The organism is Rhodothermales bacterium, from assembly GCA_017643395.1.
Taxonomy (GTDB): Bacteria; Bacteroidota; Rhodothermia; order Rhodothermales; family UBA10348; genus JABDJZ01.
This window is the reverse complement of sequence record JAEPNP010000001.1, coordinates 264,829-278,882: the sequence shown is the minus strand read 5'-3', so window position 1 is coordinate 278,882 and position 14,054 is coordinate 264,829. Positions and strand designations below refer to the sequence as shown.

The window sequence follows — 14,054 nt, the reverse complement described above, 5'->3', positions numbered from 1 at the left end:
GCGGCGGGAATCATGGAAACAAGGCTGGCACCGGTTTCAGAGAAGCAGCGGATCCTCTCGCTCGACGTGCTGCGGGGGTTTGCGCTCCTGGGCATTCTGACGATGAACATTGGCTCGTTCTCGATGCCCGAGGCCACGTACTTCGATCCGACGGCCTATGGAGAACTGGTCGGCCTCAATGGCTGGGTGTGGCGGCTCACGCACCTCTTGGGCGACCTAAAATTCATGGCCATATTCTCGATGCTCTTCGGGGCCGGCATCGTGCTTGCCGACCAGCGGGCTGAGGCTCGCGGGCGCCCGTCGGCCGGTCTCCACTACCGGCGCGTGGGATGGCTGATCGTTTTCGGGCTGCTGCACGCACACCTCCTCTGGTACGGCGACATTCTCTACTGGTACGGCGTGTGCGGGATGGTGGTGTACCTGTTTCGCCGGGTCTCGGCGCCGTGGTTAATCGTGTGGGGGCTGGTGTCGCTGGGGGTGACCTCGGGCATCATGCTGGGAGCCGGGGCTTCCGTGCCGTTCTGGCCGCCGGAGGTGCTCGCCGAAATCAACGCCGACCTCAAGCCGTCTGACGCGGTGAAGGCCGCCGAGATTGCCGCCTTTCAGGGGGGATGGCTTGAGCAGATGAGCCATCGTGTACCCAAGGCCCTGGAAATGCAGACCAACACCCTCCTGTTTTGGGCCTTCTGGCGGGTCTCAGGTCTGATGCTGCTGGGCATGGCGCTGTTTAAGCTCGGCGTGTTCAGCGCAGCACGCACGACCCGGTTCTACGTGGCGCTGATCGTCGTAGCCGTTGTGGTAGGTCTCCCCGTCATCGCCTACGGGATCCGATACAACTTCGCCAACGATTGGGAAGCGCCGTATTTCTTCTTCTACGGCCTCCAGTTCAACTACTGGGCCAGCGTCCTGGTCAGCCTTGGATGGGTGGGTGGTGTGATGCTGGTCTGCCGGGCCAATCTGACACGACTGACACGGCCGCTGGCCGCTGTGGGGCGGACCGCTTTCTCCAACTACATCCTGCAAACGGTGATCTGCACCACCCTCTTCTACGGCCACGGTTTTGGGCTCTTTGGCCAGGTGGACCGGGTCACGCAGGCGGTCATCGTCCTCGCCATCTGGGCGTTCCAGCTGGCCATCTCGCCGCTCTGGTTGCGCCACTTCCGTTTTGGTCCACTGGAATGGCTCTGGCGCTCGCTGGTGTACCTGAAACGGCAGCCGTTTCGGCTCGCGACATCATGAGAATACCCATGACCCGATCCTTTCCCGTGCTGTGTGGCCTTGTGCCGGCCATCCTTCTTGTTTTCGCGTGCAAGCCGTCCCTCCATGAGGGTGTCGGCGTCGGCGTTGGCGCGGGGGCCGATACACTCATCTACGATTTGAGGCCGGAGGAAGGCGGCGAGCCCGCATCGCTGGTCGAGCGCATGGAGCACTATGGCGTTCCCGGTGTCAGCGTGGCCGTGCTGCGCGACGGGGACCTCGCCTGGGCTGAGGGCTTCGGTGTAAAACTGTCCGGTACTTCGGAGCAGGTGGACGCGGAGACCGTGTTTTCAGTCGGCTCGCTGAGCAAGGTCGGCGCCGCGGCGACAAGCCTGCGCCTTGCAGACGCAGGCCGGGTCAGCCTCGACGACGACGTGGACGGCTACCTCACGTCGTGGTCCATCCCGGAGAATGCCTACAGCGAAGACAGCCCGGTTACCCTCCGCCGGTTGATGTCTCATACGGCCGGGACCACAGTGCATGGTTTTGCCGACTTCCAACCCGGTGAGGATCTGCCGACCACGGTGCAAATCCTGAACGGCGATGGTCCTGCCAAGAGCCGGGCGATCGTTGTCGATACGGAGCCGGGAACGCTGTGGCGCTATTCTGGAGGCGGCACAACGGTCCAACAACTGATCATCGAAGATGTCACGGGCACCAGCTTCGCGGAAGCGGCGCGGACCTGGGTGTTCGAGCCGCTAGGCATGGACCGGAGCACCTACGTGCAACCCCTTCCGGCAGCCCATGGCAACATCGCGCGGGCACATGATCGCCGCGGCAACCCTTCAGCGCTCCCCCGAGGCTGGGAGGCGTTCCCGGAATCAGCGGCGTCGGGACTCTGGACTACCCCGACCGAATACGCCAGGATGCTCATCGCTTTTCGAGATGCATGGTTGGGAGAGTCGGACAGTTTCCTGTCGCAGGAACTTGCCCGGGACCTGATGACCGAGGTCGCGCCCGGCTCCTACGGGCTAGGGCCGCAGCTGGGCGGTGAGGGCTCGACCCGGTTCTACCGTCATGGGGGAGCCAACGAATCCTACCGGGCCTACTTCATCGTCTACCTCGAGAGCGGGGATGGGGCTGTGGTGTTCACGAATGGGGCGCGGGGGGGCGACCTGAACCAGGAAATCCTTGATGCACTCAGTCGCTCGGAGGGCTGGCCAAACGAGGAATCGTGATGGGATGGCGACCTCGGGCGTCACCTCTCGGGGTTGACCCCGTAGGCGGGAGAATCAGCCCCTGATTCCATGCGCAAGCTCATCCTCACCGTAGCCCTGATCGCCGGGGCATTCACTCTGCCCGGCATGATCGGCACCGTCCTGGGCATCGCCGGCGGATTTGCCGCGGCCTCCTACCTGTTCACGGCCCCTCGCACCAAGAAGCTTCTCAAGTGGGGTGCCGACAAGTACGTCGCGGACGAGAAACGCCGCGAGAAGGCCCGCGACTGGATACATACTGAGTCGTGAGGCGGGGGGCGGCGGTCCGGCGGCACGAGGCGCCCTGCCTTCACAGAACCCATGGGGCAGCGTGCTAGCCCATCAGCGGCGAATCAGCGGCTTGAACCCGCCATACGCCATGCGACTCGGGTCGAAACCGATATCGGCGGATTCCATCCATTCCGTCACACGGGGGTCGGTGGCCACCTTGTTGTGGATGCGATCACGCGCCTCTCGTGACTCGAACGTGATCCAGCCGAACACGACGACTTCGTCCTCAGTGACGCCAAGGGCATCCGTAAAGGGGCGAGTGCCTTCCACGTTCAGGTCGTCTCCAAGCCACTCGGCGTAGTCCAGGGCACCATGCTCCTTCCAGACCCCCGCGATCAAGCTTGCTACGCGCTCGTATTCGTCCAGGTGGGCACGAAGGACAGGGAAAGCGAAACCGTCGACATAGTGGGTCATGCTGCTGGGTGTCCGGTCGGAGGTACCCGGGAACGAGCCCGAAGCACCCACCGGATCCTGAATGATTGCGTATGCGAAACCGCCGGCTTTTGCCAGCGGCGATTGGATCTCCCCCTCCGTCGCTCGCCCGATTCGAATGGCATCGGTCGGCGCCAGCATCTAAATAGAACTCGCGCGACTCCCCAACAAGACAGCATCCTGAGATGAGACCATCGACACAACCTCGTCGGGACCTCATTGTCGATGTGGACCGGATTGTGGCCGACAACTTCTAACCATGACTCGCTTACCACGCAGCACTCCGGCATTCCGACTCGCCTCGCTGGCGCTATTGGCCCTCCTAATTCCGTCGATCGCGATTGGGCAAGAGTCCAGCGACTTCCGGGGTTTCTACATCGGCGTTGAGGGCGGAGCGATGAGCTACAACACCCAAATCACGTTCGATGGGGTGGATGACCCTGCCGGCCGAGGAGGAGTGGGTTACGGAGCAGCCGTCGGCTACAACCATCTTCGCGATCGCCTGTTGCTGGGAGCGGAACTGATGTTCACCGACGCCCCGGATCCGGATCCATATACGTTCGATCCGGCGGTGATCGGTTTTTCGGAGATGGACGTACTGCGAGGGGCGAGCGTTGGGCTGGATGTGCGGGCAGGTGTGCTGCTCACCAAGTCGATCCTTGCCTACGGAGCCGTCGGTTACTCTGCAAACCACCAGTCGGTGAGATTGGATGGCGTGCCCCTGGAGGAGTTTGCCAACGGCTCCGGACCAAAGCGCTATGGGGCCGTTCAGCTTACCGCCGGTCTGGAGTGGGCCTTCCACGAGCGGGTTGGGATTCGCACATCGTTCCGAAAACTGAACGGGGTTGACCTCAGCGCGGAAGACTTCGGCACGATCCCAATGGACGCGTCTCTCTCACGGCTGGATGTCGAACCGAGTCAGCAGCACTTCTTTACCTCGATCCTGATCCGCGTCTGACCAGATAACCCAATGAACGCCACAGAGCACGAAGTCTGGCAACGCGAACTCCAAATCCGGGCGGCCATCGCCCAGAGTTCGATACCCGACCTGGAAGACTTGATCCATCAGGATCTGGTCTTCGTCATCCCCTCGGGCGCCGTTCTCACGAAACAGGCAGACCTGGAGTCCCACCGCACCGGGACCATCAGCATTGCGGCGGCCGACTACTCTGAGGACCACATCGCCAGGGTGGGCTCGAACTTTGTCACGACTACCCGAGTCCACCTTACCGGCACATGGCAGCGGAACCCCTTCAAGGGAGACTTCCGTTACATCCGCGTTTGGGCCCGGTCGAAGGGGGGCGAATGGCAGGTAATAGCCGGCTCCGGCACCGCCATCGCTACCTGAGGTGACTGGTGAGAATCGGCCGGGAATCCGGCCCGGACCAATCCGCCCTTCTGACAGGTGAACGACCTCGCGACTCGACTACGCGCATCCTGGAGTGTTGCAGCCATTCCAGCCGCCGCGATCTGTGCGATCCTGCTGACTGGTTGTGGTTCACCTCCATCCAGCCTGTACACCATCAGCGAACCTGAGAACCGCCAAGATGGCCTTGAAGTCGGCACTCTGGAGGAGGTCAGGATGGATCCAGTGCCGGTTGGACGTGCCGTCGATGGCATTGGTAAGGGCAAGTACGGCGAGATTCACTCCCTGCTCATCTACAAGGACAGCAAACTGGTCGTCGAGGAGTATTTCGTCGGTCACGACTACCAGTGGGACGGGCCCGATTTCCAGGGGGCCTTGGTGGAATGGGGGTGGGATACCGAGCACAACATCCATTCTGCAGGAAAGAGCATTACCTCTGCCTGCGTCGGTATTGCTGTTGATCGGGGGTTCATCGAAAGCGTGGATCAGTCCATATTTGACTACCTGCCAAGACACCAGCACCTCAAAACCGATGGAAAACGCCAGATAACCATTGAGCATCTGCTCACCATGACCTCGGGGTTGGAATGGGATGAATGGCGCACATCGTATTCCGACGAGCGAAATGACGTGATCGCTCTCTGGATGGACTGCGAGGATCCGGTGGCATGCATCCTGGCAAAACCTCTGATCAGTGAACCAGGAACCGACTTCACCTACAGCGGCGGCAACAGCATCCTGCTAGGCGAGATCGTCAGGAGCGCCACAAACCTGGATATCGAAGCGTTTGCAGGCGAGTACCTGTTCTCGCCGATGGGCATAGACCCCCCTGAATGGGGCTGGATCGGAGATAGCGGCGTGGTTTATGCGGCCGGGGATCAACGCTTGACTTCCAGGGAAATGATCAAGTTCGGGGTCGCTTACCTCAACGGCGGCGTTTGGAACGGCCAGCGTATTCTCTCCGAGGGGTGGATCGGGCGTAGTGCCGCCTCCTACGCCGGGCCCAACAACAGTTGGTTCAACTACTTCCTGCGCTCTATTCCGCCTGGAGACAACACGTGGGGTCAGCGAGGCTACTCCTACGCGTGGTGGACCCACGAGTACTCTCACTCTGGCTCGCGATTCCCCGCGTTCTGGGCCTTCGGTTGGGGAGGGCAGAGGATCGTCGTCTTCCCGGATCAGAGCGCAGTTGTCGTGTTAACGGGAGGTAGCTACGTCTCGAAGGACCACACTGCGACGATCTTGGAGGAGTTTGTGCTCCCTGCTTTTCGAGCCAGTCGCGCAGCCGTGACCCTCTAAGGGGTCTCAAGTGACTCCGGCTCACCTGCCTTCGATCACCAGGCAAACGCCAACCGGGTCCCTTACCACGGCGCGATCCGTCGGGACGGAGCGCCACACAACTTCGCCGCCCCCCTCTCCCGTGCGACGGAGGCTCTCGTCCAGGTCGCCAACAGGCAATCCGATCAGCCAGACCGACGGGACACCCTGAGCCCCATCGCCCGAAACCAGGATTTCAGCGGACGTCCCACCATCGGGCCGCACAATGCGAAATATGCCATCGGCACCCTGAGCCGCCGACCACCCGACGACTTCCTGGTAGAACAGGCTCGTCGCGGGGACATCCGCAGCCACAAGCGTCAGGGACGAGATACGCCCCGTCCCCTCGACGACGGCTAGCTCAGCCTCAATCACCGGGACCAACCCAAATGCTTCCCCGCTCGGATCCGTCAGTACAGCCCACTGACTCCGTCCCTCAGCGTCCCGGCCGTGCATCAACTCACTGCCCCCAAGCTCAACAGCTCGCGAAGCACAGGCCCCCACATCCGCCACCTGGAGGTGCGGCATCCACTGCATCGGCAGGGCCTTGTACTCTGGCATGCGCTTACCCAGCCCGATGATCGGCATGCCCCTATTGTTCATCAGGTCCTTCCGCCAGAGCGGGGAGCCTCCGGTTGTCAGGATTCTAGCGTAGAACCGAAGCTCTGCCTCGTGTTCGGGTACGGCAATGTCAGCACTGAGCACGCCGCCGACACCGGGAGCAAACGGATTCTGCATAGCCAGATCACCTGATCGAGTGCTCAGGAATGTAACCGCAGGGCGGCGGTCGCCGGCAACTAACAGCGCTACAGATTTTTTCTCCCGCACTGACCGCATCGCCCGAATAGATCACGCTGATGGGCCACTAGTGGACAGCAGATTTCCGTCGCAACTAATGCCACCGGGGACGGGGATGCCGGCCGCCAGGGGCCAGGCCCTCAGGCCGGCCGCGCCCTGTCTCGTGGGTTGCGATCTGCACCCCTGAACAGATGGACGATGAGCACAAACCCGCAGGTCGCTGCCAGCAGAAATACCACCATCGCAATGCCTGGGTAGCCCAGCAGCGTGAAGCTGGTCTCGACCCGCATCAGGAGCGCAGCGCCGATCACAAGCGCAGCGACCACGATGGCCAGCGAGATTCTGTCCGAGATGCGGTTCAGGTTGGCCAGAAGGCGGACTTCGTCAAAGGCGCGCACCCGTACCTCAAACTCGCGCTCGGCAAGATCTTTCAGGATCGCGTTGACGCGATTAGGCGCCTCTCGTACAAGATCCTGAGCCTCCAGGAGCGTTCGGAAGACGTTCCCCGGCGATAAGCTCGAGATCATGGTCTGCTTCATCAGGCGATTGGCCCTACGCCGAATCGCCGCTCCCGGATCAAATGTCGGATCGAGAAGACGCGTGACCTGATCCAGCTGCAGCAGCGTCTTGCCAAGAATTGAGAGCTCCGGCGAAGGTCGCAGACCGTTTTCCGCGGAAACCCTCGCCAGCTGGACCGCCACGACGCCGGGGCTCATGGCTTCCAGAGTCGCATCCCGATGCCGGACAACCAGAGCCGACACCTCCCGGGTGTATTTGTCCCGGTCAAACCACTCCAGCGGAGTGCCCAGCGCCAGACCCGCCTGGGCGGCTTCGTGGCCCTGGCCTTCGCTGGCGGCGAGAAGCAGCCGAAGGAGCCCCTCCCGCTGGGTAGGATCGAGTCGCGCCACCTGACCGAGGTCGAGCAACGCCAACTTCCCATCCCGGGTGAGAAACACGTTCCCAGGATGCGGATCCGTGTGGTAGAAGCCGTGCGCGAGCATGCCGTCGAGATACACGTCGGCGAGCGCCGCGCACAGTCCCTTGCGGTCTACCTCCAGGAGCGCAACCGGCGAAACGTCGGTGATTTTTGTGCCATCCACGTAGTCCATGGTCAGGACCGTATCCGAGCAATAGTCGTGAATGGGTTCCGGTACGATCACCTCGCTCGATCCGGCGACCAGGTCGCGCATGGTGTCGAGATTGTTTGCCTCAAGGCGGAAGTCCAATTCGCGCACCAGCGTGTCCCGGAACTCATTGAGCATGCCTGTCACCGCGAGTCCACGTGCGGCGTCCAATCGCTCATCAATCAGATCGGCGACGTCAGCCAGCGCATCGAGGTCCTTGAGGATGGTCTCACGAATCCCGGGCCGCTGCACTTTGACCACGACTTCGCGTCCGTCGCGAAGCGTAGCACGATGCACCTGTCCGAGTGAGGCAGCCGCCAGCGGTGTCTCCTCGAAGCGCCCAAAGGCTTTCGAGAGTCGCACGCCCAGCGACTCACAGACAATCCGCTCCACCTCCTCGAAGGGAATGGGCTTCACCTCATCCTGCAGGCGCTGAAGCGCTTCGACATACGGCTGAGGCAGCAAGTCTACCCGCGACGAAAGCAATTGCCCCAGTTTGATGAATGTGGGGCCGAGTTCTTCCAGATCGGCGGCGAGTTCAGCGGGCTTTGAATCTCCAGGGAGATCCTCTTCATCCCGAAGCGAGCCCTCCAGGCCCGCTCCCTTGGCCCAGTCCTGACTTCCGTATTTGGCCAGAAGGCGCACAAGCGCGGCATACCGCGGGAGGCGGGCAGGCGATAATGACAATGACATGATTCAATAGATATCTGCTGATTCCTGAAGTGAAGATTCGCACCGCCAAAACACATGCGGAGCGATAGAAAAAAGGCCCCCGGCAGCAATCTCTGCCGGGGGCCTGGCGCAACCTCCCGGTTAAGGGAGGACGTGTATCGCGGGACCGAGCCCCCCCGGCTCGGCCGACGCTCAGTTGCGCTTCGAAAGCGGGTTTGGAACCCTTGTAGCCATTCCGCACTGTGAGCACCGGGTGCCCAGCGTCGCAGACAGCAGTCGGCCGAAGACCTGCAGGATGCCCCCACATCGCTGGCAGGACAGGTGGTAACTGCGCTCCGAAGAGCGCGGAGTAGCATGACTCGATTTCATTTGTAAAGCCGGCATAACAAACCCCCAATGGCTTTTTCTTCACCAACGGTACGAAACGTCCAAAGCATCCAGTGTGGGATGCGATGCCGACTCCTTGTAGGAATTGTCTGATTTCGACTGCAGGATATTCGGTAGGCCCCATTTTCGGGTTTTCTGTAGGCCAGCACGGCCGGGATCCCGGATTGGTACCGCCGCAGTTCGGATTTTCCGGCGTGAGCACTGCGTCCAATCAACAGGGTGCCCTGAGTGGCAGTCTGACTCAACTTTATCGTCTGCTGCGTCCGTATCGCGGGCGCGTCGTGGCCCTGTCGGCGCTCATCAGCGCTTCGGCGGCTCTGGGAACGGTCGCGCCGCAGTTCGTGCGATACGCATTCGACACGGTCATTCCCAGCGGCTCGCTTGAGCTGTTCGGCTGGTTGGCCGCGGCCTATGCAGGCTTCTACCTGATCCGCGCATTCGTGTCCTACGCGGCGATGTACCTGAGCTTTGCATTCACTCAGGGCATCATCAGCGACATCCGGATGCGGGCCTACTCGCGACTGCTTCGGCTCCCGGTATCGAGGTTCGCAGACGAGCGGTCCGGCTCGCTGGTCTCCCGCGTGGTCTCGGACGTGAACGCTCTTGAGGGCATGATTCAGGCGGGCTCGACCCGCCTCGCCGGCCAGCTGTTCAGCATTCTGGTGGTGCTGGTGATCGTCATTGTGATGAATTGGAAGCTGGCACTGGTGAATCTGGTCGTGACCCCGCTCCTGGCCTGGATCACGCGTCACTACCAGGGCCCACTGCGGGCGGCATCGCGAAAGATTCGTGGCCGGGTCGGAGAGATGACGGCCGTCGCGAGCGAAGCGATCGGCAACATCCAGGTGGTGAAGTCCTTCGCAGCCGAGAATGAGGAGACAGAACGCTTTGGCGAAGAGAACGGCGCCTACGTGCGATTCAACCTCGACCGTCGCAAGGACGTGGGCATGATGGAGGCCCTGATCACGCTGACCGCCACCTACGGCATCGGCGTGATCCTGATCTACGGAGGCTGGCTGGTGGTCGGAGAAGCGCTGACGGTGGGTGAGCTCACTGCCTTTCTCATGTATCAGCGCCAGTTGCAGCGGCCCATCATGTCCGTGATGTTCTTCAACAACCAACTGCAGTCGGGCATGGCCGCCCTGGAGCGGGTGGCGGATCTGCTGGACGCTGAGCCGGAGCGGGGTGGTGACCTCAAACGCCTGCCTGCGGGCGCCATCGAATTTCGCGATGTCACGTTCTCCTATCCGGGAGGAGAAGCCCCGGTCCTCCGGGAGTTCAGCTTTGTGCTGGACCGCAACCGTACGGTTGCTCTGGTCGGTCCGTCGGGTGCTGGCAAGAGCACCGTCACCAAGCTGCTTTCTAGGCTTTATGACCCGCAACTCGGCGAAGTCATTGTAGGCGGAGAGGACGTTCGGGGCATCGATCTCGATGCGCTCCGCGACGGCATCGCCGTGGTGCCCCAGGAGCCGACGCTGTTTTCCGGCAGTGTGCGCGAGAACATCGGCTACGCCCGACCGGGCGCGACGGAGGAGGAGATCCGGAAAGCTGCTCGCCTCGCCAACGCCGATGGATTCATTCAGCAGCTGCCCGAGGGGTACGATACGCAGATAGGTGAACGAGGCACCAAACTCTCGGGCGGCCAGAAGCAGCGCATCGCCATCGCCCGTGCCATCCTGAAACAGGCCCGGGTGCTGGTCCTCGATGAGGCGACAGCCAGTCTGGACAGCGAGTCCGAGGCCATCATCCAGGAGGCGCTCGAGGGTTCATTCCGTACGGATGAGGACCTTGCGACGATCATCATTGCCCATCGACTGTCCACGGTGCAGAACGCCGACCGCATTCTTGTGCTGGACGGGGGCCGGCTGGTCGAGTCTGGCTCCCACGCGGAGCTCATCGAAGAGAAGGGGCTGTACGCCAGGCTGTACGAGTTGCAGCACGGAGCCGAGCTGGAGTCGCGGTAGCGGCGCGGAGCAGGCGCTTCGCGCGTCTGCACGGTCCGCATGCGCCAGGCGGGACCGAGTGCACAAAAAAAGCCCCCGGCAACCGAACTGCCGGGGGCTCTTCCTTCGTTGATTGCCACCTACGCCTGGACCATCGACCCCCCCAGTCTAGGCCCGCGTCGGGCAATCGCCAGAACCGCGTCCAGTCAGTTACGCGGTATTGTCAAAGTGCTGATCAGGTCAGCGGCTGTCGGGTTGGCAGCGGACCTTGCACATGCTATCGGCTGCCGCCCACTGTAACTACAGCTTCTGAAGCCCGGATTCTGTCCGTTTTCTTCCGAAAGGCCTGTAGGCGCTTTCCGTATTGGCTGTAGGATTTGTCCTACGCTCCAAAAACGGCCAAAAAACGCGCTTTTCATGGTAGAAATCCGTCTCGCGCTGCGCAAAGTTCTGTCAGAAAAAAGACAGCAAAGCACCGAGGCACCCTGGCCCAGATCAGTTGTCTGTCACGATCGTGACAGTACGAACATATGTAAAGGTTTTCAGACGCCAGCCCCGGAGCCACGTCAATGGAAGACGACATGCAGCGCCACAAGAGAAGCCGCCAGAAGCAGGCCGGCGCGCGCCACCGACGGGGAGTGCGAGGTCAACAGCTCACCTCCCGACACCCAGTTTCGTCGCGGCGTGGTCAGCGCAATGACGCCAAACGCGATCACGATGACCCAGAACGCCCGCACGAAGTAGTTCATGGCCGGGAAGGCCTGCAGGATGAACAGGTTCAATGGGATGGTCAGGAAGAACGCCAGCAATACGATCCGCTCCCGCGGAACGGCCACCAGGACCGCCGTACAGATGAGCACGACGATGCCGCAGTTGATGTAATACCGGAGTTCGTTGAGCGTGTGCGTGAACGCCGCGCCCGGGTCTTCAAACTTCAGGTACAGCAGCACCAGTCCCATCAGGCAGCCGGTCACTAGCGCAACAAGGATCGCACGCCGTCCCGCCTGCACGACCTGGCTCTCCGACGCTGCCGGGCGGAAGTAGCCTTTGTACAGATCCACGGACCAGAGCGTGGCCAGTGAGTTGTAGGTGGAGTCCACCGTACTCATGAGCGATGCGAACAGCGCGCTGAGAATCAGCCCTTTCAGACCGATGGGCAGGTAGGTCGTCACCAGATACGGGAACGCCATATCCGGCTCGTCCAGCCCCCCGGCCCCGAGGATTCCGGCCAGCGCCACGCCTGGCACGACAATCAGAACGGCCATGGCGTACTTCAGCACGCCCCCCACCATCAGTCCGACCTGCGCATCCTTCAGGCTTCGGGCGGCCAGTGACCGCTGCAATACCGACTGGTTGGCGCACCAGTAGTTGATGTTCAGCAGGAAGAGCCCAAACATGTGGGTCCAGGGCAGGGTCGGGTGCTCCCGCGGCAGGTGCAGTTGCATGAGCTCTGGAGTGCGTACGTAGAGCTGCCCCCAACCGCCGACCTCCCGGATGGCAACAAGCAGTACCACAAAGCCACCCAGAAAGAGGATGCCGAACTGCACGACGTCGGTGCGCACCACGGCTGCCAATCCGCCCAGGTACGTGTAGATGGCCGAGAACACACCGAGGCCGACGAGCAACACAGCAATGCGCACCACCCGATCCTGGGAGATCACAGCGAGGTAGTCCCCGAAGACCAGGTCGGCGGCGTAGGCCCCCCAGAACAGGGCGGCGCCCAGCGTAATCGTGCTGAAGAGCGCAATGTTCGCTCCCGAGTAGACCAGCGCCGCCTTCCGTCCGATGCGCTCTGCGATGAACTGGGTGACCGTAACGACCCGGGAGCGCATATACAGCGGCACAAAGACGAACACCGCAAGCAGGATGCCCTGAACAGCGTTGATCTCCAGGCTGGCCTGCGCAATCCCGAACAGGTACGCTGAGCCCATCATGCCCAGGAACTGGTAGCCCTGGATGTTGGTCGCGATGGTCGAAAGCGCAACGCTCGGCCAGCGGAGACTGCGCGACGACAGGAAGTACTGCTCTACCGTCACTTCACCCCGGTCGCGGCCCCAGAGCGCGGCGACCATGATGGCCACGAAGTACGCAAGTACGATCCCCAGGTCCAGCATCAGAAGCGCGGCCCCGCGCCGAGCGGAGTTTCCGGAGTCGCAGAGGACACACGCCCCTGGACATCGGGCAGAAAGGCCGTCCTGAAGCGGGGCAACACGTGCCGCGCAAACAGCCGGCACTCGTCCAGGTGCGGATATCCAGACAGAATGAAGGAGCGAATGCCCATGTCCATGTAGCGCTGCAGCTTGGCAGCAACCTGGTCCGGATCACCGACCAGCGCCGCGCCACAGCCCGAGCGCGCGCGTCCGATGCCGGTCCAGAGCTCGGGCTCCACGTAGCCGTCGGTATCTGCATCCTCGCGAAGACGAGTCTGTCGCGCCACTCCCAGAGACCGAGCGTCCTGAGAGCGATTCCGGATGTCGGTCCCCAGGGCCTCGGGCAGCCGCGATACGAGCGATGCGGCCCAGGCCCGAGCCTCGGCCTCCGTCTCCCGAACCACGACATGCACGCGCAATCCATAGTCCAGCGTGCGACCGTACGACGCCGCGCTGCGCCCGACCTCCTCCATCAGGTTCGTGAGCCCGGCTTCCGTGTCAGGCCACATCAGATACACATCACACTCGCGCGCACACAGGTCCAGCCCCGCCGGCGAGTACCCGCCGAAATAGAGCAGCGGCCCACCGTTCTGCTGGTAGGGCTTCACCGGTGCGGAGGGCAGGGCCAACCGGTAGAAGTCTCCCCGGAAGTCTATTTCGTCCCGGGTCCAGGCCTGCCTCAGTATCTGGATGACTTCGGCCGAACGGGCATATCTATCCTCCGACGACAACGTCTCACCCGGCAGGTCCGACGAAATCACATTCAGCGTCAGGCGACCCTTGAGGATGTGATCGAGGGTGGCAATCGCCCGGGCCAGCATCGGCGGATGGAGTTCTCCCATGCGCACGGCCGGCAACAACCCCATCGTTCGAAGGCTGGGTGCCAGAGCGGCTGCAAACGTCCACGTGTCCTGCCCCACCTGATAGGAGCTGGGGCAGAGGCTGTTTCGGAACCCCAGGCGGTCCGCTTCCAGCAGGACGCGAGACGTGTTCTCCCAGGACGAACGGAAGGCGGGATCGCGCGCACCCAGGTAGCGGTCGTCTCCGTCGCATATCGGCGCAAACCAGGAGAACTCCGCGGCCTGCAGCGCCTCGGAACGAATGTCGGGCAAGGGCGGGGG

12 protein-coding genes are annotated in these 14,054 nt (G+C 62.3%); 7 read left to right on the top strand and 5 right to left on the bottom strand.

What is annotated here, in order from left to right; translation table 11 throughout:
- The first annotated feature begins 12 nt into the window (after positions 1-12).
- The 3 genes from JJ896_01120 (at position 13) to JJ896_01110 (ending at position 2,723) form a co-directional block, all read left to right on the top strand.
- Positions 13-1,239, top strand: a complete 1,227-nt coding sequence (locus tag JJ896_01120; GenBank protein MBO6778229.1) for a DUF418 domain-containing protein — start codon at positions 13-15, stop codon at positions 1,237-1,239.
- An 8-nt stretch (positions 1,240-1,247) separates the two neighbouring features.
- The gene (locus JJ896_01115) at positions 1,248-2,435 is read left to right on the top strand and encodes a beta-lactamase family protein (GenBank protein ID MBO6778228.1); all 1,188 of its coding nucleotides are present in this window, start codon (positions 1,248-1,250) and stop codon (positions 2,433-2,435) included.
- 69 nt (positions 2,436-2,504) lie between these two features.
- Positions 2,505-2,723: a hypothetical protein gene (locus tag JJ896_01110; GenBank protein MBO6778227.1), complete on the top strand. Its 219-nt coding sequence runs from the start codon at positions 2,505-2,507 to the stop codon at positions 2,721-2,723.
- A gap of 72 nt (positions 2,724-2,795) precedes the next feature.
- Here the strand turns inward: JJ896_01110 and JJ896_01105 are convergent, their stop codons facing one another.
- Positions 2,796-3,317, bottom strand: a complete 522-nt coding sequence (locus tag JJ896_01105) for a DUF1428 domain-containing protein (GenBank protein MBO6778226.1) — start codon at positions 3,315-3,317, stop codon at positions 2,796-2,798.
- A 118-nt stretch (positions 3,318-3,435) separates the two neighbouring features.
- Here JJ896_01105 and JJ896_01100 point away from each other — a divergent pair, with 118 nt between their 5' ends.
- Genes JJ896_01100 through JJ896_01090 form a run of 3 tightly spaced genes read left to right on the top strand, consistent with a single transcriptional unit; the run spans position 3,436 to position 5,841 of the window.
- The gene (locus JJ896_01100) at positions 3,436-4,134 is read left to right on the top strand and encodes an outer membrane beta-barrel protein (GenBank protein ID MBO6778225.1); all 699 of its coding nucleotides are present in this window, start codon (positions 3,436-3,438) and stop codon (positions 4,132-4,134) included.
- A 12-nt stretch (positions 4,135-4,146) separates the two neighbouring features.
- On the top strand, positions 4,147-4,524 hold the full coding sequence (locus JJ896_01095) for a nuclear transport factor 2 family protein (GenBank protein ID MBO6778224.1): 378 nt from the start codon (positions 4,147-4,149) through the stop codon (positions 4,522-4,524).
- A gap of 57 nt (positions 4,525-4,581) precedes the next feature.
- Positions 4,582-5,841: a serine hydrolase gene (locus tag JJ896_01090; GenBank protein MBO6778223.1), complete on the top strand. Its 1,260-nt coding sequence runs from the start codon at positions 4,582-4,584 to the stop codon at positions 5,839-5,841.
- A gap of 21 nt (positions 5,842-5,862) precedes the next feature.
- Here the strand turns inward: JJ896_01090 and JJ896_01085 are convergent, their stop codons facing one another.
- Together JJ896_01085 and JJ896_01080 are read right to left on the bottom strand one after the other, a co-directional pair.
- Entirely contained in the window at positions 5,863-6,597 is a 735-nt protein-coding gene (locus JJ896_01085; protein MBO6778222.1) for a hypothetical protein, read from the bottom strand.
- Positions 6,598-6,797: 200 nt separating this feature from the next.
- The gene (locus JJ896_01080; GenBank protein MBO6778221.1) at positions 6,798-8,474 is read right to left on the bottom strand and encodes an AarF/ABC1/UbiB kinase family protein; all 1,677 of its coding nucleotides are present in this window, start codon (positions 8,472-8,474) and stop codon (positions 6,798-6,800) included.
- Positions 8,475-9,034: 560 nt separating this feature from the next.
- Here JJ896_01080 and JJ896_01075 point away from each other — a divergent pair.
- Positions 9,035-10,804, top strand: a complete 1,770-nt coding sequence (locus tag JJ896_01075; protein MBO6778220.1) for an ABC transporter ATP-binding protein — start codon at positions 9,035-9,037, stop codon at positions 10,802-10,804.
- A gap of 545 nt (positions 10,805-11,349) precedes the next feature.
- Here the strand turns inward: JJ896_01075 and JJ896_01070 are convergent.
- On the bottom strand, positions 11,350-12,897 hold the full coding sequence (locus JJ896_01070) for a sodium/solute symporter (GenBank protein ID MBO6778219.1): 1,548 nt from the start codon (positions 12,895-12,897) through the stop codon (positions 11,350-11,352).
- Entirely contained in the window at positions 12,897-14,045 is a 1,149-nt protein-coding gene (locus tag JJ896_01065) for an LLM class flavin-dependent oxidoreductase (protein ID MBO6778218.1), read from the bottom strand. The genes JJ896_01070 and JJ896_01065 overlap by 1 nt, the downstream gene beginning before the upstream one ends.
- Between the last annotated feature and the right edge of the window lie 9 nt (positions 14,046-14,054).